A 25,163-nucleotide genomic window follows, 5' to 3' on the forward strand; every position below is an offset into this window, starting at 1 on the left:
TAACATTTTGTCAATTGTTTTCCGTTGACTGCCTGCTATCCTTGAACCGTGTCCGAGCTTGCCCCTTTCGCGCAGCAGACTTCTTGGGAAATGCTGAGGCTCTTGAAGGCGCGGCAACGCCGGCAAATCCAGGACTGGGAGCGGGTGCTCGAGGCCAAGGAGAAGGCCCTTAAATTTTCCCGCCAGAGGGAAGCGGATATGCGCCTTAAGCTTAAATTCCTGCGAGAGGAGGTGCTGCGCCTGGAGACCGAGATCTTCAAGGAAAGGCAGGAGCGCTTGAACTGGCAGGAGGCGGCCGAGGGCCTTGGCAAGGAACAGAAGAGCCTCGAGGATGAGTTGGAGAGATTGTTGCGCCAAACAAGCGGCCTTGGTTAATGCGGGCTTTACAATTTTTTAATCGTCTTTTAATAATAACGAAATAGTAATCGGATAAACTTATTTCCGAGTAGCACCCGGGACATGGCTTTTTAATGAAACAACAGAGGTGCTTTTCTAGCGCGCGGCTCTTGAGCGTCGGGATTTTTTTCCTGGCTTCTCTTCTTTGGCCCGCTTCCGCCTCGGCCAACATCCAGCTCTACATCGAAAGCGCCTTCGTGCATCGCAAGAACTCCAACTGCGTGGTGCAAAACTTAAACGGCGTCCCCCGTTTCCGCTGTCCTCCGCTCACCGATGCCCTGTGCCAGAGCATCACCACAACCTGTCCCGTCTCATGCACGGACGACGACGGCAACCGGGCCAACGGCTGCGGCGCCGGATCGGCCGCCAATGGGCCGAGCATCAACCCCCTGGAGGACGGGAGCATCACCGGGGCCTACGGCAACCTCTCCAACGAGCCCCACATCGAGTTCGACACCCCATCCTCGGCCAGCCGGTGCTTGAGCAGCGTGCCGCCCAACGGCTTGAGCGGTGCGGCCGCGGGCTCTGCGCCGCTCAACCCCGGGAGCGCCATCCAGAACGTCTGCAATTCAGACCTGTTTCTGTGCGCGACCATCGGCTACGGCACGGGCGGCGAGACCGCCGCGATAGCCATAGACGAGGTTAACTTCGAGATTTTCAAGTTCCAAGCGGGCTCCAACTCTTTGGACCCGGCCTCGACACCCCCTTTGCGCACCTTCTTCATCGACGCCCCCGGCTCCTTGCCCGCCAATACCAACAGCAGCGCCTCGGGCCCCTTGGGTCCCTTCTGCGTGCTCTGGGACGGTTCGGTCAACCTCAATGGGGAGCTCGGCAAGACCAACGGGCAATACGGCTTCCGGGTGACGGTCAAGACCAACCAAAGTGGCTCCCAGGCCGGCAATATCCAGATCACGGCGGTGCGCGCCTACCCTTCGGGTGCTACCAGGGACTCGAGCAATCTCGTCGTCAGCCAAAAACCCATTGCCGTGGACGTCTCGAACGTGCACGTGGTGCGTTCCTCGCCGACCGTGGTTGGGACCATCACCGCGGTCCCGGCCCAGCCCTATAATTTGACCTACCGCCTCGCCAAGGACGCGACCACCTTCATCAAGATCACGGACACCGCGGGCACGACCTTGCGGACCATAGTCCCCGGCCTGCCGCGGGTGGGGGAGGGAACCCCGGGGACCGAGCCGCCGCTCATCAACGGCGACTCCTGGAACGGGAGGGCCGACAACGGGGCTTTCCTGCCGAGCGGGATTTATTTGGCGAGCTTCCATGCCTTCGCGCGCGACCAATACGGGGATGACTTGTCCGAGGGGACCACGCGCCAAATCGGCATCGATCCCCTGCAGATCACGGATATCCGAGTGGCTCCGCTTCTTGATGGAGCTACTTCTCTGGCGGTCCTCGACTATGTCTTGACCGAGCCTGCCACCACCTTCATAGACATCTATCCCCCGGGCATCCAGTTCTGCGCGACGAGCGGTCTCAACAACGTGCCGGCGACCGCTGATGACGGCAACCCGAGCAACCCGCCCAAGCAATTCCTGCCCAAATTTGATTGCGCCGGGGCCAGCGTCGTGACTCCCTTGAAGCGCATCGTGGAGCAGAAGAACTCCCGGACTCGCGTGATCAGCTTCTGGGACGGCCGGGACTCTTCAGGGACCTTGCTTCCCGATGGGGACTACGTCTTCGTGATGTATGGGGCCATGCCCTCGCCCAACGGCGTCATCTTCAACGGCAGCGGCGCCGACAGGAGGATTTGGACGTCGCAGGCGAAAAGCGGATTCCTGCCCGTCATCCGGGGATTCATCGGGATCAGCCAGATCACGCCGTCCTCCACGGTTTTGGGGTCGAGCCCCTCGGTGGCCGGTCTTCCTCCTTATATATTTCGCTACTCCCTGTCCCGGGACGCCTTGGTCAACATCAAGATTTTCGACGCGGCCGGAACGACTGTGGTGAAAACTTTGGTCAAGGACGAGATCCGCCCGGGACTCTTCGGCAACTCGGAGCGCTGGGAGGAGCCCATCGCGGACAACGGGCGCTGGGTGTCCTCGGGAACTTATCTCGTGCAGCTGACCGCGGCCGATCCCTCCTATCCCGTCAAGGTCACGACCACCACGGCGGTGTTCCCGGTGAACCCTTTTCGCATCACGGACGTGCAGACGACCCCGCTCTTAAACGGAGCCTCGGACGTGGCCCTCATCAGCTACCAGCTCTCCACCAACATGAACCTGGGGCTCAACATCTACCCTCCCGGGACCGTGATCGCCAACAGCACCACGACCTGGCCGCCCTGCTCGAGTCTGACCCCCGGCCTCTGCGCCCAGGTCACCGACTCCAACGGCAACCAGCTCTCCCCGCTCATCACCATCCGGGGACACCGGGCCGGGCGCCTCAAGATCACCGAGCAGTGGGACGGCAGGGACACCAACGGGCTTATGGTCCCGGACGGCAGCTACGTTTTCACTTTGGTGGCCCAATCGAGCACGACTCCCAAGTTCTTCGCGACCGACCGCATCACGGGTTCCATCGTGGTCCAGCGCGGGGCGATTCTCTTCCCGAGCTTCACGGTGAACCCCGACATTCCCCAGCTCTTCAACTCGAGCAACACCATCACCTTGCATCCCTTCACGGTGAGCTATTCCTTGACCCGCCAGTCCTCGGTCACGATCCAGATACTGAACACCTCGGTGCCGCCGGTGGTGGTCCGCAACCTCGTGTCTGGGGCGGTGCGCGAGAGCGGGCTTCTCCTCCAGGACGTGTGGGACGGCCGCGACGACAGGGGAAACTTCCCGCCGGCCGGCTTTTACACGGTGAGAGCCGTCGCCCAGGACCTGGCCTCCCAGCTGTCTTCGCCGTCCACGGCCCAGGTCACGGTTTCCTTTGACCCCATTCGGATCTATGACGTGGCGGTCTCGCCCCTGCGTCTAGACACGGGCGGCTCCTCCATCCTGTACCAGGTGTCCGAGCCCATGAAGATCGCGATCAAGATTTACAAGCCCAACACCATTTTCGACAACGCCGGCAACCCCTCGCCGCCAGAGTCTGTCTCCTTGGTCAAGCGCATCGTGGGGGTCAAGCCCGCCCGCACCGCCATCGAGGACGTGTGGGACGGCACCGACCTGCGCCTGAGCATGGTCCCGGACGGCAACTACAAGTTCAAGATCGTGGGCTCCACCGACATCCGGGCCATAGACGACATCACGGGCAACGTGGTCAACCCCGGGGCCCTCTCCCTCGACCGGCCCTTGGACGAGATCCCGGTCGTGCGCAACGGTTCCCTGGACCCGCTGGGGGACTTCGAGAGAAACACCTTCGTCTACCCCAATCCAGCGAGCGGGGCCACGGCGACTTTCTCGATTTATCTGCCTTTCCAGGGTAAGACCACGCTCAAGATCTACACCATCGCCGGCGACCTCGTGTTCGAGCGGGACTTCGGCGAGAGGGCGCCCAGCTTCACCTCGGACCCCTTGAGCTTCGCCTGGAACAAGACCAACCCGTCCGGCCGGGCCGTGGCCCGCGGGATTTATTACGCTGTGGTCCGCGTGGAGGAGACCGTGGGCGGCAAGAATACGGTGCAGACGGTTAAGAGGCTATTAATCCCATGATAGCCAGCACCCCAGTAAAGACCTTCCTCCTGGCCGCGCTTTTTATTGGCGTGGCGCGGCCCGCGCTGGCCATCGACTCTGCGGCCGGGACCGCGGGCGGGTCCTTTCTTAAGATCGGGCAGGGCTCGGCCCGGGCCATGGCCCTAGGGCGCTCCTACGTGGCCATCGCCGAGGGCTCCGACTCCCTGAACTGGAACCCGGCGGGCCTGGCCGTGACCCAGCAGAAGGAGCTTGCCTACTCCTACTTGCGCTACGTGCAGGATCTCGACACTCCCCTTTACATGGCCTACGCCCACCCCATGGGCCGCACGGTGCTCGGGGCCAACATCGCCTATCTCTCGGCCAGCGGCTTCGACGTGCGCGACGCCAACGGGGTGCCCCTGCCGAGCGAGAACGTGCGCGTGAGAAACGGCTGGGGGACGATGGGAGTGGCCCGCTCCTTCTGGTACGAGAAGCTGTTTTTGGGCGCGGCCATCCGAGGCATTCACGAGGACAACGCGGGCACTTTGCACGACACCGTGGTCGGGGACGTGGGCGTCCTGGTCAAGCCGAGCCCGACCTTGTCCTTGGGGTTCGCCCACCAGAATTTCGGCTCGAACGCGGCCAACGTGGCCAAGGTAACCCGCTTGGGGGCGGGGTTCAAGATGGGGGATTTCTTTGGGCTCAGCCTCGAGCTCAACAAGGCCTCCGACGCGCCCTACCGCATCGGGATCGGAGGCGAGTTCCAGGTCCCAGAGGAGTACCTTGAACTAGGGCAATTGGCTTTCCGGGTGGGCTACTACAGCTCGGACAGCCTGGGCCAGAGCGTCAGCGACCAGTTGAAGTCGCTGAGGCTTGATCGGAGCAGCGGGCTTACCTTCGGCTTCGGCCTTTACACCACGCAGGCTTTCGGTTACGGCGTGGGGCTAGACTACGCCTTCGTGCCCTTCGGGGCCTTGGGCACGGTGGACCAGGTGTCTTTGAAGCTTAAATTTTAAATGTCTTTTTATCGGGCGGATATTGACAATGACAAAGGCGGCTGTTACACTCAAAACGCGAGTGAAAAAAAGGTTTTTCCCGACGGGAACGGCGGGGCAGACCGCCGTCGAGTACATGCTGACCACCTTGACCTTGGTCACGGTTTTCGCGGGCATGTACGGATTTTTGCAGGGGGGCTTGAAGAAGCTGTTCATTTCGGCCGGAATCAAGATACTAAGGTCATACTACTGAAACCTGGAGGGTGGACAAGATGAAGAAGATGCGCGCTTGGCTCAAGGAAGAGAGAGGCCAGAACACCGTCGAGTATCTGCTCATGCTCACGGTCGTGGTGGGCGTGGTCTTGATCGCCGGTGTGGCCCTGAAGAAGTACATGCCCGGTCTTTTCCAGCAGATCCAGGGCATGATCACCGGAGCCGCCGGCCAGCTCGGGAGCGGATCTAATTAGCTTCACTCCTTTCGGTGCCTGGCTCCCGAAGGGTGCCTGGCACCGGCTGTTGCACAAGCCTCCCCCGGGGAGGCGCGCAGCACGAGGGGTTAGCGTGGATTAAATGACAAAACTTAAGCGCAAGCGCAGCCGGCTGGGCCAGGTGGTGGTGGAGATGCTGCTCATTCTCCCCATCTTCATGACCATCGTGTTCACGATCATGGAGCTCGGCTACCTTGCCTTCTGGATGATCATGCTCAACCACGCCACCTACGAGGTGGCCCGCATCGGGGCCTTGGTCGCGACTCCCCGCAACGGGGGCAATCCCCAGCCGGCCAAGGCCCAGGCGGAGATGAACAAGTTCATGGCCCGCATCATCCCCACGGCCTGGGTCGAGTCGTCCCCGGAGCAGACCTTGTGGGACCCGCAGGCCGACGTCCAGAACCATGAGCTGGTGGTGACGGGCAAGTACCAGGTGCGTCTGGTGTTTCCCATCAGCAGCATGCTCCTGGCCAAGCCCAAGGGCAGCGCCAGCCGGCTGCTGGAGGCCGTGGTGCGCATGCCCATCGAGCAGCCCCTGCAGCGCGGGGAATCGGCCAAGGGCTTGGGCGGCAAGGGCGGCGGGAAGTTCAAAAAGGGAGGCTGAGGCATGGAAAAGAAAGGAATCCTGGTCCCCATGGTCTTGGCGATGGCGGCGGCCACGGTCTACCTCATGGCCTTGTCGAGCAAGGAGAGGGCGCTCAGCAATTCTTACGAGACGGGACAGGTCCTGACGGCCAAGGTGGACATCCCCGAGCGCACCGTGCTCAAGGAAGAGATGGTCGAGCCCATGGCGGTGCCCCGCAAGTTCATGGAGCAGGACGGCTTCGAGGTGAAAAGCCCCTCGGACATCAAGCTCATCTCGAACCTCGTGACCCGGGTGCGCATCCCCAAGGGAAACCAAGTCACGCAGTCGGCCTTGGTTTCCCTGTCGCCGGAGGCGGGACTCAGCGTCAAGATTCCTCCCGGCTACCGCGGGGCTATCATCCCTATTGAGAACGAGCTCAAGAGCCTCATCAAGCCGGGTGACCGGGTGGATGTCTTGGTCACCTTCGACGCGGTTCTGGCCGACAACCGCAAGGAGAAAGTCACGGCCACGATTTTGCAGGCCGTCCTGGTGGTCGCGGTGGGGACCAACATGGGACAGGGCTTGACCGCCAAGCAGTTCAAGTCCGCGGGGGAGAAGGAGGACAAGACCGCGGCCTTCTCGGAGAAGGCCGTGATCAGCGTGGCTTTGAACCCGAATGAGTCCCAATATTTGGCCCTCTCCACGATTCAGGGCGATATCCGGGTGGTTTTGCGCGGCTTGGGAGATTTGGAGCTTCACCCGATGGAGATGGCGAGCTTTAGGAAATTGTTTCGCTGACTGGTAATAGACATCTAGGGGAGTAGTGCGACAGGTTAGGCGTTTCTAGGTAAGACAACAGAATGAGGCAACTAGTTAAAGCGGCAGTGATATTGGCGCTGTTGGCGCCGGGGCTTTGCGCTCAGCCCGAGGATTCGCTCATCGCCATCTCGGCGGACATCGTCGAGATAGCGGGGTCGAACCAGCGGGACGTGGGATTCGTTTGGGGGCCCTTTCAGACCGGGATCAACTTCGCCGAGCAGCAGATCCCGGGGATTTACACGATAGGCGATTTCGCGCGGCAGACCGCGCTGCAGGCTTCGTTGAAGATGCTAGAGACCGAGGGCAAGGCCCAGCTTCTCTCCAATCCCAAGGTGATCGTCCAGGCGGGCGCGGACGCCGCGAGCTTCATCGTGGGCGACAAGCTGCCCTTCCCGGTCTGCGGCAACCAGGGCTGCACCGCGGAATTCAAGGATGCCGGCACGATTTTAAACATCGCTCCCGTGATCAACCCGAACAAGAAGGAGACCATCCGCGCGACCTTCCAGCTCGAGGTGTCCAACCCCGACTTCTCCAAGGCCGTCCAGATCGGCAACGCCACCGTGCCCACCATAGTCACCCGCCAGCTCCAGAGCACCGTGGAGCTAAAAAGCGGGGAGACCTTGGTGATCGGGGGACTCAAGTCCAGCCGCAAGAACGTCTCCAAGACCCGGGTCCCCTTCCTGGGCCGGATCCCGATTTTGGGCCTTTTGTTCACGACCACCAGCATTATCGAGGAGCAGAAGTCCCTGTTCCTGTTCATCACGATGGAGATTGTTAAGTAGCGTGACTCCTATCGGTGCCTGGCTCCCAGAGGGTGCCTGGCACCGGACGCCGCAAGCCTCCCCCGTGGGGAGGCGCGCGGCCGCGAAGGGAGGCTGAGGGCTGGTGTCGCGCGCTGATTTTAATTAACAAAGATGGAAACCGAACGCGGCAAAGAACCCAACCGGGTGGTAGTCTTCACCGGCCCCAAGGAAGGGGTCGGAAAGAGCACGCTCGCCCTGAACCTCGCCTTGGCCTGGGCCGGAAGCCAGAACCGAAAGGTAATCCTGGTCCACATGGACCCGCTCTGCCGCAACGATTTGAGCTTCCAGTTGGGGGTCAACCCCCCAACCTTGGCCAGCATGGTCCAATTGGCCGGGGACAACCCCACGGGCTTAGGAAGGCTCCTGCGCGGCCGCATCCCCATGACCGCGTGGGGGGTGGGGCTCCTGCCCTTGGCCTCCAAGCGCTCCGAGATATTCTCGCTGTCTCCCCAGCTTATCGTGAAGGTTTTGGGATCGCTCGCGGAGAGTTACGATCTCTTCCTGGACGTCGATCCCTACTTCCCGATGCAGGTCTTCGCCTTCGACCTGGCCGACCTGGTCTATTGGGTGTGCCTCCCGCAGCGGGGTCATTTCGAGGCCACCTACTCCCTCTTCAACGAGATCAAGGCCCTGCATTTCCCGCTCGAGAAGTTCGAGGTCGTGGTCAACCAAGCCAACCTCCCCGGGGCCCTGGCCCCCAAGGAGGTGGATAAGTTCTTCCATGCCATGCAGAAGCGGGTGCTGGCCTACATGCCTTGGGAGGACCTGATTCCCGAGTACGCCAACACTCAGAAAATCGTGGTGGTCGAGTCCATGCAGAGCGATTGGGTCAAATCCTTGCGCCTGGTCCTGGGCCGCACCATGGAGGTCAAGCCCACGCTCAAGGCCTGGGAGAGCTCGCTTTCCGCCGAGGAGCTTCACCAGGCCGCCGACTTTCTCTGGAGGCCGGCGGTGGGTGCTGCCGACGGCGCCGGCTCGGCCCGCCCCAAGAGCGCCGCGCCCGCGACAGCGGCATCCACCCCCGTGCCCGAGTTTTGGGATGACCTAAAGACCAAGCTCCACAAGCTCGTGGTCTCGGCCATGGAAACCGAGCGCATTAGGATCTCCGACGACGCCGGGCAGAACGAGGAGAACCGCAGCAAGGTTTCCGGGATCATCGAGAACCTCATTCAAAAGGAGTCGAATCTCCCCTTGAGCCGCGCCCAGCGCGAGCAGTTCATCACGGAGCTCGTCGATGAGATCCTGGGTCTGGGGCCGCTCCAGGCCTTGACCCGCGACCCCTCGGTCAACGAAATCATGGTCAACGCCCACGACAAGATATATATCGAGCGCGCGGGCAAGCTCGTGCTCCTGCCCATTCGCTTCCGCAACGACGAGCAGGTGATCCAAGTCATCAAGAGGATCGTGGCCCCGATCGGCCGGCGCATCGACGAGTCGGTGCCCCTGGTGGACGCGCGCTTGAAGGACGGCTCGCGCGTCAACGCCATCATCGCCCCCTTGGCCGTCTCGGGCCCGACGCTCACCATACGCCGCTTCTCGGCCAAGCCCTTCACCTTCAAGCAGCTCGTGGGCTTCGGGGCCGCCACGCCGGACATGGTGGAGTTCCTCAAGAGCTGCGTCATCCTGCGCAAGAACATCATCATCTCGGGCGGAACCGGCACCGGAAAGACCACCTTCCTCAATATGCTCTCGAACTTCATCCCCGAGGACGAACGCATCATCACGGTCGAGGACACCGCGGAGCTCAAGCTCATGCAGGAGCACTGGATCAGGCTCGAGAGCCGCCCCCCCAACATCGAGGGCAAGGGAGAGATCACGATCCGCGACCTCGTCAAGAACTGCCTGCGCATGCGCCCCGATCGGATCGTGGTCGGCGAGTGCCGCGGCGCCGAGGCCCTGGACATGCTCCAGGCCATGAACACCGGCCACGAGGGTTCGCTGGCCACCATCCACGCCAACACCCCCAACGACGCCATCTCTCGCTTGGCCGCCATGTGCTTGATGGCGGGAACCGACCTCCCCATGTCGGTGCTCACCGACATGATCGCGAGCGCTGTCCACATGTTCGTGCAGCTCACCCGCTTCTCGGACGGCAAGCGCCGCGTGACCTACATCACCGAGGTGACCGGGCGCGACGGCGTCAAGATCCTGACCAAGGATATTTTTCGGTTCAACCAAACCACGGTCACCGAGCAGGGCCAGACCATCGGCTATTTCACCGGCTCCGGGCATGTCCCCAGCTTCCAGGAGGAGTTCAAGCTCAAGGGTTTGAGCGTGCCGACCTCCATTTACAAGGAGACCAAGGATCCCAACGCGCCCGGGCCCGGGCCGAGGTCGCAATGACGGCGAGGCTCCTCTTCTTGTCGGCGCTCCTGGGTCTGGCCGCTCCCTTGCGCGCCCAAGTCTTCACCCCGGCCGAGGTCAAGCATTTGGCGGACAAGAACGACGGGGCCGAGGCGCGCATGCAGAAGTTCTACCACTACTTCAAGCGCGACCGCGACCCGAGCCTCCCGGTTCCGGCCTGGGTGGACCAGACCTTGGAGGCCATGTTGAAAAGGCCGGTTTGGCAGGATCCCGAGGAGGGGATATTGAACGAGGCCCAGCTATGGCAGGCGCCGGCCTCCGTGCTCTACGAGTTTTTCGAGCTGACCAGGAAGACCTTCCTGCCGGCCGACGGGGGGCAGCTGGCCAACCCAACCTCGCTTATCCGGGATTACGAGGACAACCGCATCCGCTTCCAGATGTCTTTGGACCGGCTCTACCGGGCGAGACTCGGGAGCTCTCTCTCCGGCCGGGGGCGCTCCGTGATCTCGGACTTTGACCTCATCATCAAGGAGATGGACACCTTGATGGACGCCCTGACCTCGGGGCGCGTCACCTGCGAGGCCCATGACGACAAGTCCTGCTACAAGCAGGCCGTGATGGCCATCGGGGCCTTGAGCCGCAACGCCTATGATGTCCTCCACGCGCCCCCGCGGGGCTACGCCCCGCCGGGATCCGAGAAAAAGGCCTCGCCCGTCGCGGCCTATGTCTTCAAGCTCCTGGGAATCCTCCTGATGTTTACGACCGGCTGGCTGGTGGGCAGCCTCAACGAGGCCAAGATCAGCGATTGGGCCGATAAATACAGGGCCAAGGCCAAGGAGTGGGCCTACGAGTACGAGCGGCAGTTCTTGACCATCAAGATAAACTACCTGGTCGGCGGGCCGGCGGCCTTGGGCCTGCTCATCGGGATACTGACCTTCGACCCCTTCGGCTTCGTCATTTTTTCGGGCTTCGGGATTTACTGCGGGCTGATCCTTCCCGGCTGGCTTCTGCGCAACATCCGATTTAGGCGCGGCATGAAATGCGAGGCCCAGCTCATGGACGCCATGATCTTGATGTCCAACGGACTTAAGTCCGGCATAGATCTTGTGCAGTGCATCGAGCTCGTCCAGAGAGACCTCCAGCCCCCGATCTCCGAGGAGTTCGGCCTTTGCATCAAGAATTACCAGCTCGGGACTCCCTTGGAGAGGGCCCTGGAAGGAGTGGAGGAGCGGGTGCAGAGCCGGCTTCTTTCCTACATGATCAAGGCCGTGGTCATTCAGCGGACCGTGGGAGGAAACCTCACCAAGATCTTCGACCGCATCGTTGATAACATACGCGAGGAGTCCAAGCTCGTGGAAAAGACCGCCGCGCTCACGGCCCAGCAGCGCATCCAGGCGATCGTGGTCGGGATCATGCCCTGGGTCATGCTCATCGTGATGTTCCTGTTCCAGCCGGGCCCCATGAAGGAGTTCTACTTCACGGGCCTGGGGTTCATGGTGCTTCTCTTCTGCACGGTCTGGATCGCCATCGGCATGAAGGTCGTCAATAAGCTGGGAGACATCCAGGTTTAGCATGAACGACCAATTCCTCCACTATTTTCTCCTGGTCGTCGGGGTCCTGGGCTCGGTCGCGGCCTACACCGCGGCCCACAGGCTCCTGTCCCCGCCTCCGGAGGAGGACGCTTCCGACCTCTCCAGGCTCGCCGGCAAGCAGGTCGGCACCACCTCGGCCTTCTCGAGCTTGAACCCCAAGGGGAGCGCCCTCGACCGCCTGGACCTTTTCCTCCTGAGGGCCTTCCATCTGGATGTCAGGCTCGAGGAGCTCTACATGATGATGGGTCGGCCGGAAAAACCCACTCCCCTCCAGATGCTGCACATGAAGGAGCTGGCGGCCCTGGGTTTCGCGGGCCTAGCTTATCTTCTCACCGACTCGCTCTTCTCCGTGGTTTTCTCGGCCTTGGGCTTCATCCTGCCGGATCTTGTCTTCAGCTCACGGATCCGCGCGCGCCAGACAGAGATCATGCGCAACTTCCCGACCTTGGTGGATTTGGCGGCCTTGACCATCGAGGCCGGCCTCGACTACATGAACGCCTTCGACAGGATACTGAAAAGCTCGAAAAAGAAGACCGAGCTCGAGCTCGAGATGGGCAAGGTCATCAACGAGATTTCGCTCGGCTACTCCCGCCGGGACGCATTGAAGCGCCTGGCCCTGCGCACGGGCCTGCAGGAGATCCGCTCCTTCGTTGGGCTCATCGTCCAGTCCGACGAGCTAGGCACGAGCCTGGTCGAGCTCCTGCGCAATTACGCCGCGGACATGCGCTTCAGGCGCCTGAACAAGGCGGAGAAGCTCGCGGCCCAGGCCTCGACCAAGATGCTCATCCCGCTTTTCATCTTCATTTTCCCGACCGTCTTCATCATGATGCTGGCTCCCATGATGAAATCCCTCATGTCGGGGGGGCTGGGGTTCTGATGAAGGCTGATAACGCCAGGCTGGCGCTATTAATAACGGCACTCTTCAGCCTCGGCGCAGGCTCGGCCATGGCCGAGCCTGCGCCTCAGCGACTAAAGGACGCCGACTCCCTGTTTCTCGACATGTCCCACGTCAACCTCGGCACCATCAACTCCGAAGAGGACAAGAAGAAGTACATCTACTCGATCCAGCTCGAAAAGGCCCGCATCATGCGCAAGACCCTCAAGGGGGTCTACGAGAACGCCTTCGACCTCTACAAGAGCGGGCAGTACGAGGGCAGCCGGGAGCTTACCTCGGAGATCCTGAAGATCGACCCGGCCCACGAGGACGCGGCCATCCTCCAGCGCGCGGCCATGGACTTGAACGGCTCGCCCCGGCCCCGCTTCTCCGAGAGAAAGCTCGTCGAGGATAAGTTCGAGGAGGGGATGGCCCTTTACCGCCAGGGGCGCCTTGTCGAGGCGGCCGGGCGCTGGGAGGAATCGGTCAAGCTTGCCCCGGGCAATCTCAAGGCTCGCTACTGGCTCAAGAAGGCTCGCGGCGAGATGGCGGAGGATCACTTTACGCGCGGCCAGAAGGCCTACCGACAGCACCGCTTGCGGGAAGCCCTCGACCAGTGGTACGCGGCCTTGGTCCTCAACCCCAAGTATCCCAAGCTCTCGGCCGCCATCGCCAAGGTCGAGGCCGAGGCCCGCGAGGCAGAGGCCAACGAGAAGCTGCAGGCTGCGCTCAACCTTTACAGCCAGGGGGAGGTGGCCGAGTCCTTGAAGATGCTCGACAAGGTCCTCGAGGCCGGCCCCGGCAACGCCAAGGCCCAGAAGCTCCAGGCCGAGATCCGCTCGGAGATGGCCAGCCAGCACGTGGCCCAGGGCCGCCAGTTCTACGAGGGCCGCAAGTACACCGAGGCCATCGCCCAATGGAAGGCGGCCTTGACCTACGGCTATGATCCCAAGGCCGCGGACCAGCTCATCGCCCGGGCCAAGGAGCAGATGCGCCGCGAAGAGACGGCCAAGAAGCGGGCGGTGGAGCTGGCCAAGGAGCGGGAGGAGGCGGCCAAGAAGGAGGCCGAGGAGGCGGCCAAGAAGGAAGCCGAGGAGAAGGCCAAGAAGGAGGCCGAGGCCAAGGCCGGCGGCGAGGCCGTTGGGGTGGGCGCGCCCGCCGCGGGCGGGGTCTCCGAGGACGCCAAGCGATCCTCGCAGCAGCACTACCTTTCTGGAGTGATCTTCTTCCAGAAGGGAGACTATGACAAGGCCCGCGACGAGTGGGGCCTGGCCAAGCAGCTCGACCCTTCCAACTCCGACGCCCAGGCGGGCCTGGAGCGCATCGAGAAGGTCCTGAGCGGAGGGCAATGAGGCTTTCCTCGAAGTGGTTCTTGTGGTTCGCCGGGATCGGCGTTTACGTCATGTTCCTGGGGGGCATCTTCTATTACAACCTCTTCAAGTGGACCTTCGATGAGAAGCTCAAGCAGGAGTCCATCGACATGGTCCGCCTCTACGCCCCGACCTTGATCAATGGGCTCAGCCGCAATCAGAGCGCGATCTCCATGGACGAGTTCGACACGGTCACGCGCTTCTCCAAGGACGACCGAGTCGCGGCCCTTTTGTATCTCAACAAGTACGGGGAGGTGCGCTGGTTCCGTGATCCGAGCGAAATCACCAAGACCTTCGACGAGTTCACCAAGAGAATCGCTCTTCCCACCGACGCCATCGAGCAGGCCTGGCTTTCGAAGTCCCCCGTGATCCGCGCGGTGCCCAACCTGCCGATGTACGACATCGCCATCCCCCTGGCCTTGAGGGGGGACGTCCTGGGCGTGCTCAACATCCAGGTCAGCCGCGCCGGCGTGGTCAAGGTCATCAACAAGGCCATGAACAAGTACGCCATCGGCGCCGTCGGAGTGCTCCTGCTCCTCGGAATTCCCCTCTATTTTTTTCTCCATCATTTCGTCATCAACCCCCTCTTGAGCCTTCGCGACGCGGTGGAGGCCATTTCCTTCAAGACCTTGGAGCTGAAGTATCCGCCCCGAAATGATGAGATCGGCGAGGTCGCCGGCATTTTCAGCGTATTCCTCTCCAAGGTCAAGGCTGAGATCGCCAACGCCATGGTCAAGGAGAAGCAGCGCGGGGCCGCCGAGGCGCGCTGGTGGCAGTCCATCCTCATGGCCATCGTGTCGAAGAACCACAGGGCCATCGTGGTGGACGAAGACAACACCGTGCTCTACACCAACTTCGCGGTGACCGGGACCGTGGCCGAGGCCAAGCTCCACCTTTTGGACGTCATCGATAGCCAGCAGCAGGACGTCCTTAGGCTGGTCGGCGTGGCCTTGGACCGCCCCAACCAGCTCGTAGAGGCCGACACAACCTTCCGCTCCGAGCCCTGCCACGTCAAGGCCGTTCACCTCGAGGAAGAGGGGGAGCTGCGCCGCACCCTCATTCTCTTCGAGCCCAAGCAGGTCGGCGTCCGGATTTAAGTCCGCGGGCGGCTTGCCGCCCGCGCCTTCTCTCGTGTCGTCGTCCTGGAAGAATGCGGGCTTCTCTGGAAATTTTCTTTACTTTTGCATTAAGTATTGTTAATCTCTCAAAATGAGCTACCAAGTCAAGAGAATCGACCCATTTTGGCACACTCATCCCATGATTCCGACGGCCGTGGCCATCGGGCTCATGTGCGGGGTCGCTGGCTACCTGCGCCAGCTGTTGCCGGTGACCATCGGGGGCGTTGCGATCGCGGCCTTGGCCATATTCTTCGCGGCGCGGCCCGCCTTATCGGCCCTTTTCGCGACCATGGGATTCTTGGGTGGAGCGGTCAAGTTCCTCCTGATTCCCGCCATCGACGTCGTGAGCATGAGCCTCAAACTCAAGATTCTTTCCATGCTGATCTTCGTCCTTTTTTACATGGTTCTGATGAACGCCCTGGTCCTTGTGGTGGCCGTTCTCTACAACCTCTACGCCGGGGCTCTGGGCTGGGGGGGGGTGCGCCTGGAGCTTGAGGCCGCGACGGAGGCGGAGAGCGCCTGATGCGCATCAACGTTGTCTACGCCAGCCGCGAGCCCAACCGCGCCGGAGCCATCTTGGAGGCTCTTTCCGGAAGCGGGATGTCGGTGACGACGGCGCAGAAGGCCAAGGAAGTCCTGGGCCTTCTAGCCCACCGCGGCTGCGACCTGCTTCTGGTCGGCCAGAAACTGGCCGACGACGAGGGCGTGAGTCTCGTCAAGACCCTGCGCGCCAAGGCCCAGACCAAGCAGCTCCCCATCGTGGCTTTGGTCGAGCACGCCGAGGCTCCCGCTGGCCCGGATAAGCCCAGGAACACGGCCTACGCCCTTTTCAGCCAAAAGACGGCGGAGACCATGAAGCGGCTCGAGAGCAACTCCGCGCATCCCGGGGCGGGAGTCGTTGCCCCGGGGGCCTTCGCCCGAGACAGGGTCTCCCTGCGCCTGGCCTTCTTCCAGGCTGGGGCCGACGAGTGCCTTTCCCTCAACTGGGACATGGCCGAGTGCATCGCCCGCATTAAGGCCGTGCTGCGCCGAACCCAAGTGAGCAGTTCTGAGGAAGTTATTCAAATGGGCGAGATCGAGCTCAACCTCACCAGCTACACCTTGCACGTCGCGGGCAAGAAGGTCCCGCTCACCTCCAAGGAGCTCGACCTCCTCTATGTTTTCCTGAGTTCGGCCAACCGGGTCTTGAGCCGCCCCTATCTCATCGAGCGCGTTTGGGGCTACAATTATTTCGGTTCGCCGCGAACCGTGGACGTCCATGTGCGCCGTCTGCGCGAGAAGCTGGGCCCCGCCGCGCGCTTCATCACGACGATTCCCTGCGTGGGCTACAAGCTGATTCCGCCGGGCGCGGAAATGCGGAGGTAGCATGACCAGCAACGCCAAAGCCCCCAAACTTTTGATCATTGACGACGACGCGCATCTCAGGGAGAGCCTGGCCGAGGTCCTGGAGCTCGAGGGCTTCGAGTGCCACCAGGCCGGGGCGGCCCAGCCCGGCATCGCGGCAGCCGGTAAGCTGAACCCCGACGTCGTCATCATGGACATCCAGCTTCCCGACTCATCGGGCTTCCAGATATGCCAGGAGCTGCGCAAGAGGTCCAAGACCACCATTCTCATCATGATGACCGGGCGCTTTCTCTCCGCCGAGGAGAAGAAACAGGGCTTCGAGCTCGGGGCCGATGAATATATGACCAAGCCCTTCGATCTGGCCGAGCTTTCCATCCGCATCCGCCAGCTTTTGTCCCGGAATCAATAATTCGGTGACAGTTACCGAATTCCTTCAAATGGAGAATGTAGACGGAATTCGGTAACTGTCACCGAATTATCACCGGATTATCCGAAACATATTCTTAATTTCATTGTCGTAAACTGTCCTGGATGGCAGCGGTGACTAGGCGCGGCAAGCTCGCCTACAAGATTCTATTCTGGTTCCTGCTCATCTCCCTGGCCCCCATGGGAGTGGTGGGCTACCATCTGGTCAACATCTCCCAGTCTTCCTTGCGCAAGGAAACCTTGGCCATGCAGGAGGCCTTGGCCGTTGGGTTTGCGGACACGGTCTACAAGTACGTGATGAACTTCAAGAACGTGCTGGCCGAGACCTCTGGCCTCGAGGAATTCACTGGCATGAACCCGGTCAAGCAGCAGCAGTACCTGAACCGGATCATCCAGGTTCACCTGGCCATCCTCGAGCTTTCCGTGGTCAATGCGGACGGAACCGAGACTTTGAGGACCGGGCGCTACCTCGGCCCCTCCCCCGAGATGCGCCAGCTCTCCAAGGACGAGTCCTTCGTCACGGCCATGTCTCGCGGGCAGTATATCGGCAAGCTCGAGCGCTTCCAGGGTCTGTACCCGGCCATGACCTTGGCCGTGGCCATCCTCGATCCCAAGGCCCAGCCGCCCAAGCCCATGGGCGTGCTTTCGGCCAAGGTCAGCTTGAACGGCCTCTCGGCTCTCTTGAGCATCGAGTTCCCGCAGACCGGAAAGGGCTCCGCCGCCGTGGTCCACCCCGACGGTTTCCTGATCGCCCACTCCAATTACAAGGAGGTCTACAGGCCGGACGCCAAGCTCAGCGACGACATCCTAAAAGTCGTCACCACCCAGACCAGCGAGAAGGGCGGCGGCGAGATCGAGCTTTCGGGCGGAGAGCGTCTGTTGGGCGCCTATTCCGACGTCAAGGACCTGGGCTGGGTGGTCTATATTCAACAGCCTGTCGAGACGGCATACCAGACCGCGGCCGAGATGCGCCGCCAGATTTTCCGCGTTTTTCTTTGGGTCGTGCTCTTCACCGTCATCCTCTCGCTGGCGGTGGCCAACCACATCACCCAGCCGGTCAGGCTTCTTCGGGAAGCCGCCGACAGGCTGGGCAGGGGGCAGTTCGAGGATATGCCCGAGATGATGCTGACCAACGACGAGATCGGGGATCTCGCCCAGACCTTCCTCGCCATGAGCGACTCCTTGAAGGAGAAGACGGGCGAGCTCATCCACGCCAAGCAAGAGCTCGAGAAATTCACGAAGTTTCTCGAGAAGCGTGTCGAGGCCCGGACCCGGGAGCTCAAGGCCGCGCAGGACGAGCTCATCAAGAAGGAGCGCCTGGCCGCCATCGGGCAGATGGCATCGGTGGTGGGCCATGAGATCCGCAACCCCTTGGCCGTCATCAACAACTCCATCTACTTCATCAAGACCAAGCTCGGCGCGGCTCTCGATTCCGACCCCAAGATCGCCAAGCATATCAAGATCATCGAATCCGAGATCCAGCAGGCCAATGGGATCATCAACGAGATCCTCACCTACTCTCGCCAGAGGGAGCTCAAACCAGAGCGAGTGCTCTTGAACAGCTTCCTGGACGAGCTTCTCTCCGTCTACCCTTTCCCGGCCCACATCAAGGTCGAGAAGGCCTTCGACGCGGCCAACCCCATGGTGGACATTGATCCTACGGAGATGCAGCAGGCCTTGAGAAACCTCATCGGCAACGCCATCGAGGTGATGCCCGCCTCGGGCCGGGTCGCGGTGCGCACGCGCCTGTCGGAGGAGGGCGGGGCGGCCGCCGCCGTCATCGAGATCGCCGACTCCGGACCTGGCATCCCGCAGGACGTCCTCGACAAAATATTCACCCCGTTTTTCACCACCAAGGCCCGCGGCACGGGCTTGGGCCTGGCGGTGGTGCGCAAGGTCGTGGATCGCCACAACGGACGGGTGGATGTCGAGAGCGTGGTGGGGCGGGGCACGGTGTTCCGCCTATTCCTGCCCGTGGCCCAGAAAATCGTCAATACCGTGAAGAGCTGACATGGGAAAAAACGCCAAGATTCTCATCGTAGACGACGACGCGCACATTCGCGAGACGGTCTCGGACAACCTGGAGATCGAGGGCTATAAAGTCTCCCAGGCCGAGAGCGGGGCCGCGGCCTTGGCCGCCGTGCGCCGGGAGTTCTTCGACGTGATCCTGATGGACTACAACCTCACGGATTCCACCGGCATCGACGTGATCAAGCAGATCCGTACCCACAACTCGGAAAGCCCCATTCTCATGCTCACGGCCCACGCCTCGCTCGACACGGCACTTCGGGCCATCCAGGAGTCGGTCTACGATTTCCTCATCAAGCCCGTGGACTTCGGCTATCTGAAGCTCGCCATCGCCAAGGCCTTGGACAAGCTGCGCTTGGAGCAGGAAAACCGCAGGCTCATCGCCGATCTCCAAAAGGCCAACGATCAACTCGTAAACTTGAACGAGATGAAGTCGAAGTTCCTGTCCATGTCTTCCCACGACATGTCGAATTCCCTCATGACCCTCCAGGTGAGCTTCGAGATGCTCTGCGCGAGCATCGCCCCCTCGGCCGAGCAGAAGAAGCACATGGTCTACATCTCCAACGGCATCAGCCAAATCACCCGTCTCATCGAGGATTTGGTGGATTGGGCCTCGATCGAGCAGGGGAAATTCCGGCTAGAGCACTCCGATGTGCCGCCGGGCCCCATGCTCGAGGAGGCCCTGGTCGGCCCCCAAGGGCGGGCCATGAGCCGCGGCCAGGCCTTGAAGGCCGAGATCGCGCCGAACCTTCCGCCCATTCGCGCCGACCGGAGGAGACTGCTCCAGGTCTTGAACAACCTTCTTGAGAACGCGATGCGCCACACTCCTAGGGGCGGCCAGATCATGGTTTCGGCCTCGGCCCGGGATTCGGGAGTCTGCTTCGCGGTGAAGGACACGGGGGAGGGAATCGCCCGGGAGGACTTGGACAAGATTTTCCGGAGTTTCTACCAGGGCCACGGCCAGGCCGGGGGAGGGCGCCTGGGCCTGGGGCTTTCCATCGCCAAGGAGATCATCGAGGCGCACCACGGCCGCATTTGGGTCGAAAGCCCGGGTCCGGGGCTCGGCTCGACGTTTTCCTTCATTATCCCGAGTTCTTGACAATTTCGGCATAGTCAGCTACCCTTCGGAGGCATATGGCACCCAAGAAAAAAGTGAGAGTTTTGATTGCGGACGACCAAACGCTCTTTCGCGAGGGGATCAAGGATCTTCTCGAGAACGAGAAGCTGATCGAGGTGGTCGGCGAGGCGGCGGACGGCCAGGAGGCTGTGCGCCAGGCCAAGAAGCTCAAGCCCGACGTGATCCTCATGGACATCAAGCTGCCCCACTTGGACGGCGTGGCGGCGACCCGCCTCATTCGCAAGGAATGCCCTTCCACCAACGTGCTCATCCTCTCGAGCTTTGAGGATGAGGCCCATGTCATGGAGTCGATCCAGGCCGGGGCCAACGGCTACCTTTCCAAGATGCTGCCGGCGGTAGAGCTCGTCAACGCGCTCAAGGCCTTCGCCAACGAGGGCGTGATGATCCCCCAGCAGGTCATGGGCAAGCTCCTGGCGGGACTGCGGCAGATGGTCAAAAACGAGTCCCAATCCCCGGTGGCGCTCACCAAGACCGAGATACGGGTCATGGTGCTCCTCGGCAGCGGCCTTTCCAACAAGGAAATCGCCGGCAAGATGAACTGCTCGGTCAAGACCATCAAGAACCACTTGAACGCCGTCTTCCAGAAGCTGGGAGTCACCAACCGCACCGAAGCGGTGGTCAAAGGCATCGACATGGGGCTTATTTCCGCCGAACAATCTTGAGGGTGTGACCAAAGAAGAGTTCATCTCCCAGCTCGACCGCGCCGCGGCCACGATGCCGGGACTGCCGGTGAGCACAGCACTCGTCAGGCATTTGAGCGAGGCCTTGAAGAAGGGAGACCCCCCGTGGTGGCAACTTACGCAGAAGGCCTGGGAGAAGCGGAGCTTCGTGGCCTGGACCGAGGCCTGGGGCCTGTTTCTGGCCTGTCTGCACTACGAGGTCTTGAGCGACGCGGAGAACCCCTTGGTCCCGTATTTTCCCTCCTGCGGCGGCACCGATGAGGCCGATCCCTCCTCGGCCCTGGCCCAGGTCTTGAGGGCGCTTCCCAAGACCTTCTTCGACAATTTGAGGGTGGCCCAGCGCCGGACCTACGTGGAGGCCCGGGCTCCGCTTTGGATCAACCCGGCCATGCTCTTTTTCCAGTCTCGGAATCTTTCTTTCTACCTCGTCGAGGTCAACGCAGGAGCGGGCTTGAACCTGGTGGCCGACCTCGCCGTGCCCCAACGTGGCTTCAACCCTGAGCTGGTGGCCGCGCGCATAGGCCTAGAGCCCACGCCGCTGCTCCTGGAGGACATCGGCCACCGGCGCTGGCTCACCGCGGCTCTCATGCCGGACCAACTGCCCCTCATCAAGGCCCTCGACAAGGCCATAGACGTCGCCCTCCAGCGGCAGCGCCAGGAAGCCGCCTTCATCCAGATCGTGCCCTGCTGGCCGGACCAGGCCGCCAAATTCCTGGCCAAGAACATCCCGGCCGACGACCCCGACGTGGGGCTTCTCCTCTTTAACATGGGCACGACCGTGCGCATGACAGACGCCGAATACGAGGCTTACCGACGCGGCGTCGCCGAGGCCCTGCGCCCATGGGGGGACAGGGGTCTTTGGGTCGAGATGGAGAACGTCCGCGGCGAGATGTATTCCACCACCTACCAGCTGCGTGCCCACCGCCATGCGGGCGGCCAATGGCGGGGCCATGTCATGGCAAGCTTTGATTTCGCCGCCGACAAGACCGTCTTCGACCTGGACCAAAGCAAGGTGTTCCTCTCTTGAATTCGGTGACAGTTACCGAATTCGATCTGGACGGAATTCGGTAACTGTCACCGAATTCCCACCGAATTCCCGTTGCCGTTTTTTTACCGTTTAGACCTTGAATTTTAGCCTCAGACCATTAAAATATAGTGTGGTATCCAAGCTCGGCAGGCAGGGCCAAATCGTCATCCCGGCCCTCTTCATTTTCCCCTCTTTATTCCTATTCATTTTCCTGATTTTTGAGACCGCCAAGCTCTCCCAGCAGAAGATCCGTCACCAGTTCGCCGTGGACGCGGCCGCCTTCGTGGAGCTGACCAACTACTCGGATTTCTTGAACCGCTCGGCCTACGTCAACGGGGCCTTCCCCATGCGCATATTCTACGAGGGCTTCCATGGCGAGACCTTGGATTGCCAAGGCAAGGACCCCTGCCCCGGCCCGACGCCGATAGACGAGATCCTCTACAAGGACGGGGTGTTCCCGCGCTCCCTGTCCGACGCGGGCCGTACCAATTACGGCGAGGAGGAGAAGTGGGATATCGGCTACGGGGGGGCGCGCTCCGATATGAACAGCTCCAACCCCGAGGTCGCCTCGCGCGACTGCATCGTGACCGGCAAGGGGGAGCGGCCGGCCGACGGCAACGTGGGGGGCACGGCCCAGGACAATTGCTTTACCTTGATCAGCATGGAGACGGCCAAGCATTGGTGGATCAACTGGGATGACGCCAACCAGATATACAAGCTCTACGTCCAGATATACCAGCTCCTGGGCTCGGTCGAGTCCGCCCAGTTCTCCGTGCTCCGGCGCCTGAGCGACAACCATAACTTCTTGAAGAAGTCCTACTGGCTCAACACCGGCGACGATCCTCAATACCCGGGGCGCAATCTCATCGAGGCAGATCAGGCAGTGGCCAATTTCCGGAACGTGGCCGATACTAATTTCCCTCTGTGTAAGAACTGCGCGGTCAAGTTCAGCTGCGTCCAAAACCTGCTCTTCCACGGCAACCAGTTCGTCCATTCCACCTTCCAGCAGTACAAGATATTCGCCTCGGACCCGCCTCCCCAGATGCCCAAGACCATAGACGAATGCGAGGGGCTGTTCCAGCTGGTGACCGTCAAGCCCAACGCCATCAAGAGTTTGACGCAGCCTTCCGGCTCCGGCTATCCCGGCTGGCCGGTGGAGGTGCATTGGATGGCGCCCAAGAACTACTTCGGCGTGGACTTCAACCGCATGGCCGCGGTCGAGAGCGGGGCCAGCCCCAAGGTCCACGCCACCGTGGCTCTCGAGGGCAAGAACCCCTCGGTCTGGCCCGAGCCCACCCCGCGCTTCCAAGTGAGGCTTTATCCGTGACGGTGCCAGTCATTTACATTCTTAACTTAGTAAACTTGCTCGGCTCGAAAGTTAAGAAAGTTAAGAATGTAAATGACTGGCACCAACGCGGCCAAGCCACGACGGAGGTGGTGCTTCTCTTTCCTATTTTCATGTTCTTCCTATTCGCCTTCACCAAGATCTACGGGCTTCTCATCCTCACGCAAAAGCTGGAGATCGCATCCTACTACGCGTCGCGGCGCTGGCAGCTCGAATCCCACCGCAACGCGGCCTATGAGGGTTTCGACGATGGAGCCTTGAAGAGCGACATCAAGCGGCGGGTGAGCCAGTACCTGGGCTACGGAGACTCGACCGGGAGCTTCCTAGGCCTGGTGGGGCCCGCTGTCCAGCTCGACATTACCCGCACCCAGGTCTGGAACGTGGTCACCTTGACCGCCCGGACCCGCTCGGTGGACATCGCCTGGATGTACCACGCCCCGGAGTTCAAGTTCGAGGTGACCAAGTATGTCCCCAACCGAGACCGTCCCATCGCCTTCGTCCTGCCAGGTTTGCAGTAATGCCCAATTCCACAAAGGAATTGGGCATCCTGCCGTTAAATTCTGTATACTGAGGCTAAATCATGCTCTGGGCTAAATTCCGGCTTTTCCTCCAGCGCCATTGGCTTTGGCTGGCCATCCTCGTTGGGATTTTCATCTCCATCCTCCTGCCGATATGGTACATGTCGGGGATGGAGGAGAGCGTTCGGCGCTACATCATCGGCATCAACGTCGCCTCTCTTCCCTGGGGTATACTCCAGACCTTGGTTTTCGTGTGCTTCCTGTACCTCCTGCAGTACGGGGGGGGCTTCGTGCGCTTCAAGAAGTCCCGGGTTGGCGCGCACTCCGTCAACGTCCGCTTCTCCGACGTGATCGGGCTCACCGAGGCCAAGCGCGAGGCCTGGGAGATGGTCCAGCTTATTAAGGACCGCGCGGCCTTGAAGAAAGTCGGCGGCAAGATCCTGCACGGCATGCTCATGATCGGCCCGCCCGGCTGCGGCAAAACCATGCTCGCCAAGGCCATCGCCACCGAGGCCGGGGTCCCCTTCCTCTCCACCTCCGGCTCTGAGTTCGTCGAGATTTTCGTGGGGGTGGGGGCCGCGCGCGTGCGCAAACTCTTCAAGCAGGCCCGCCAATACGCCAAGGCCTACGGGGCCTGCATCATCTTCATAGATGAGCTCGAGGTCGTGGGCAAGACCCGGGTCTTCATGGACGCCTTCGGCGGCTCCTCGGAGTCCAACAGCACCTTGAACCAACTTTTAGTCGAGATGGACGGTTTGAACGATGAGGACGCCCACGTGGTTGTCGTCGGGGCCATGAACGCCCAGGAGGAGGTCTTAGACCCCGCTTTGCTGCGGCCCGGGCGCTTCGACCGCACCATCACCATCGGCCGCCCGAATCTCTCCGAGCGCCAGGATATCTTCGCCTATTACGCCAAGAACATCCGCATGGACCCCGCCGTGGACCTGGCCCGCCTGGCCAGGAAGGCCGTGTACAAGACCCCGGCCGAGATCGAGAACATCTTGAAGGAGGCCGCGCTGATCGCGACCCGCGAACGCCGGGATAGGGTGTCCTATAAAGATGTGTCCGCCGCCATCGAGCGCATCGAGCTCGGGGTGGCCCATCGCCTGAGCATGACCCCAAGGGAGCGCGAGATGACGGCCTACCACGAGGCCGGCCATCTCCTCATCCTGTACCTCACCCACCCCACCAGCGACGTGTTCAAGGCCTCCATCATCCAGCGTGGGGGGACCTTGGGCGTGGTGCATCCCATCGCTCGCGAGGAGCTCTACAGCTCCGACACCAACACCTTGCGCGCCGACATCAAGATGTACCTGGCGGGCTACGTGGCCGAGAAGCTTAAGTACGGGGTCACCACCAACGGGGTTTCGGCGGATTTTACCTACGCCATGAACATCGCCCACGACATGATTTGGCGCTTCGGCATGGGGGAGAACGGCTTCGTGGGGGATTTCACCCGCATCCCCAAGGACCAGCTCTCCGACGACCTCAAGGAAAAGCTCAACATGGCCACCCAGAAGCTTCTCCACCAGTCGCTCGAGGAGGTGGAGAAGATACTGAAGTCTGAACGGGTCATCCTTGATCGCTTCGCGGACGAACTCCTGAAGAAGGAGGAGCTCGACTACGACGAAATCGTCTCCATCTTCACCGAGTACGGCAAGCCCCCCAAGCCCATTCCCATCCCCGCAACGTAAAAATACAGTAAGAAAGCCCCATTCTATTGACAAAATTTGGGGCAGGGGCTAAACTGGAAAAGCC

At 61.5% G+C, this 25,163-nt stretch carries 23 protein-coding genes; all 23 read left to right on the forward strand.

What is annotated here, in order from left to right; all coding sequences use genetic code 11:
- Window positions 1–48: 48 nt before the first annotated feature.
- The 23 genes from HY921_09135 to HY921_09245 all read left to right on the forward strand — a co-directional run bounded on the left by HY921_09135 (window position 49) and on the right by HY921_09245 (window position 25,099).
- Window positions 49–375 (forward strand): hypothetical protein, encoded by a 327-nt coding sequence (locus tag HY921_09135; protein MBI5631034.1) that lies wholly within the window; start codon window positions 49–51, stop codon window positions 373–375.
- 95 nt (window positions 376–470) lie between these two features.
- Window positions 471–4,010 (forward strand): hypothetical protein, encoded by a 3,540-nt coding sequence (locus tag HY921_09140; GenBank protein ID MBI5631035.1) that lies wholly within the window; start codon window positions 471–473, stop codon window positions 4,008–4,010.
- Entirely contained in the window at window positions 4,007–4,987 is a 981-nt protein-coding gene (locus HY921_09145) for a hypothetical protein (GenBank protein MBI5631036.1), read from the forward strand. Before HY921_09140 ends, HY921_09145 begins: the two co-directional genes overlap by 4 nt.
- A 61-nt stretch (window positions 4,988–5,048) precedes the next feature.
- A complete protein-coding gene (locus HY921_09150) occupies window positions 5,049–5,219 on the forward strand; it encodes a hypothetical protein (GenBank protein MBI5631037.1) in 171 nt (56 codons plus the stop codon).
- A 19-nt stretch (window positions 5,220–5,238) separates the two neighbouring features.
- A complete protein-coding gene (locus HY921_09155) occupies window positions 5,239–5,433 on the forward strand; it encodes a Flp family type IVb pilin (protein ID MBI5631038.1) in 195 nt (64 codons plus the stop codon).
- A 103-nt stretch (window positions 5,434–5,536) separates the two neighbouring features.
- Window positions 5,537–6,058 carry a pilus assembly protein gene (locus tag HY921_09160; protein ID MBI5631039.1) on the forward strand — a complete coding sequence of 174 codons (522 nt, stop codon included), beginning with the start codon at window positions 5,537–5,539 and terminating at the stop codon, window positions 6,056–6,058.
- 3 nt (window positions 6,059–6,061) lie between these two features.
- Window positions 6,062–6,817, forward strand: coding sequence for a Flp pilus assembly protein CpaB (gene cpaB, locus HY921_09165; protein ID MBI5631040.1), 756 nt, complete (start codon window positions 6,062–6,064; stop codon window positions 6,815–6,817).
- A gap of 62 nt (window positions 6,818–6,879) precedes the next feature.
- A complete protein-coding gene (locus HY921_09170) occupies window positions 6,880–7,620 on the forward strand; it encodes a type II and III secretion system protein (GenBank protein MBI5631041.1) in 741 nt (246 codons plus the stop codon).
- A 132-nt stretch (window positions 7,621–7,752) separates the two neighbouring features.
- Entirely contained in the window at window positions 7,753–9,984 is a 2,232-nt protein-coding gene (gene tadA, locus HY921_09175; protein ID MBI5631042.1) for a Flp pilus assembly complex ATPase component TadA, read from the forward strand.
- Window positions 9,981–11,516, forward strand: coding sequence for a type II secretion system F family protein (locus tag HY921_09180; GenBank protein MBI5631043.1), 1,536 nt, complete (start codon window positions 9,981–9,983; stop codon window positions 11,514–11,516). Before tadA ends, HY921_09180 begins: the two co-directional genes overlap by 4 nt.
- Before the next feature lies 1 nt (window position 11,517).
- Window positions 11,518–12,414 carry a type II secretion system F family protein gene (locus HY921_09185; GenBank protein MBI5631044.1) on the forward strand — a complete coding sequence of 299 codons (897 nt, stop codon included), beginning with the start codon at window positions 11,518–11,520 and terminating at the stop codon, window positions 12,412–12,414.
- Window positions 12,414–13,763 (forward strand): hypothetical protein, encoded by a 1,350-nt coding sequence (locus tag HY921_09190; protein MBI5631045.1) that lies wholly within the window; start codon window positions 12,414–12,416, stop codon window positions 13,761–13,763. The genes HY921_09185 and HY921_09190 overlap by 1 nt, the downstream gene beginning before the upstream one ends.
- Window positions 13,760–14,878 (forward strand): hypothetical protein, encoded by a 1,119-nt coding sequence (locus HY921_09195; protein ID MBI5631046.1) that lies wholly within the window; start codon window positions 13,760–13,762, stop codon window positions 14,876–14,878. The genes HY921_09190 and HY921_09195 overlap by 4 nt, the downstream gene beginning before the upstream one ends.
- A gap of 112 nt (window positions 14,879–14,990) precedes the next feature.
- Window positions 14,991–15,422, forward strand: coding sequence for a hypothetical protein (locus tag HY921_09200; GenBank protein ID MBI5631047.1), 432 nt, complete (start codon window positions 14,991–14,993; stop codon window positions 15,420–15,422).
- Entirely contained in the window at window positions 15,422–16,264 is an 843-nt protein-coding gene (locus HY921_09205; protein MBI5631048.1) for a response regulator transcription factor, read from the forward strand. Before HY921_09200 ends, HY921_09205 begins: the two co-directional genes overlap by 1 nt.
- Window position 16,265: 1 nt before the next feature.
- Window positions 16,266–16,652: a response regulator transcription factor gene (locus HY921_09210; GenBank protein ID MBI5631049.1), complete on the forward strand. Its 387-nt coding sequence runs from the start codon at window positions 16,266–16,268 to the stop codon at window positions 16,650–16,652.
- Window positions 16,653–16,774: 122 nt separating this feature from the next.
- Window positions 16,775–18,679: a HAMP domain-containing protein gene (locus tag HY921_09215; GenBank protein ID MBI5631050.1), complete on the forward strand. Its 1,905-nt coding sequence runs from the start codon at window positions 16,775–16,777 to the stop codon at window positions 18,677–18,679.
- A 1-nt stretch (window position 18,680) separates the two neighbouring features.
- Entirely contained in the window at window positions 18,681–19,796 is a 1,116-nt protein-coding gene (locus HY921_09220; protein MBI5631051.1) for a response regulator, read from the forward strand.
- A gap of 53 nt (window positions 19,797–19,849) precedes the next feature.
- Complete coding sequence (locus tag HY921_09225; GenBank protein ID MBI5631052.1) at window positions 19,850–20,497, forward strand: response regulator transcription factor; 648 nt, start codon at window positions 19,850–19,852, stop codon at window positions 20,495–20,497.
- A 4-nt stretch (window positions 20,498–20,501) separates the two neighbouring features.
- The gene (locus HY921_09230; GenBank protein ID MBI5631053.1) at window positions 20,502–21,542 is read left to right on the forward strand and encodes a DUF2332 family protein; all 1,041 of its coding nucleotides are present in this window, start codon (window positions 20,502–20,504) and stop codon (window positions 21,540–21,542) included.
- A gap of 130 nt (window positions 21,543–21,672) precedes the next feature.
- Window positions 21,673–22,869, forward strand: coding sequence for a hypothetical protein (locus tag HY921_09235; protein ID MBI5631054.1), 1,197 nt, complete (start codon window positions 21,673–21,675; stop codon window positions 22,867–22,869).
- A 131-nt stretch (window positions 22,870–23,000) separates the two neighbouring features.
- A complete protein-coding gene (locus tag HY921_09240) occupies window positions 23,001–23,405 on the forward strand; it encodes a hypothetical protein (protein MBI5631055.1) in 405 nt (134 codons plus the stop codon).
- A gap of 62 nt (window positions 23,406–23,467) precedes the next feature.
- Window positions 23,468–25,099, forward strand: coding sequence for an AAA family ATPase (locus HY921_09245; protein MBI5631056.1), 1,632 nt, complete (start codon window positions 23,468–23,470; stop codon window positions 25,097–25,099).
- The last annotated feature ends 64 nt before the right edge of the window (window positions 25,100–25,163 follow it).

It is taken from the genome of Elusimicrobiota bacterium (assembly GCA_016218575.1).
GTDB lineage: Bacteria > Elusimicrobiota > Elusimicrobia > UBA1565 > UBA9628 > JACRDN01.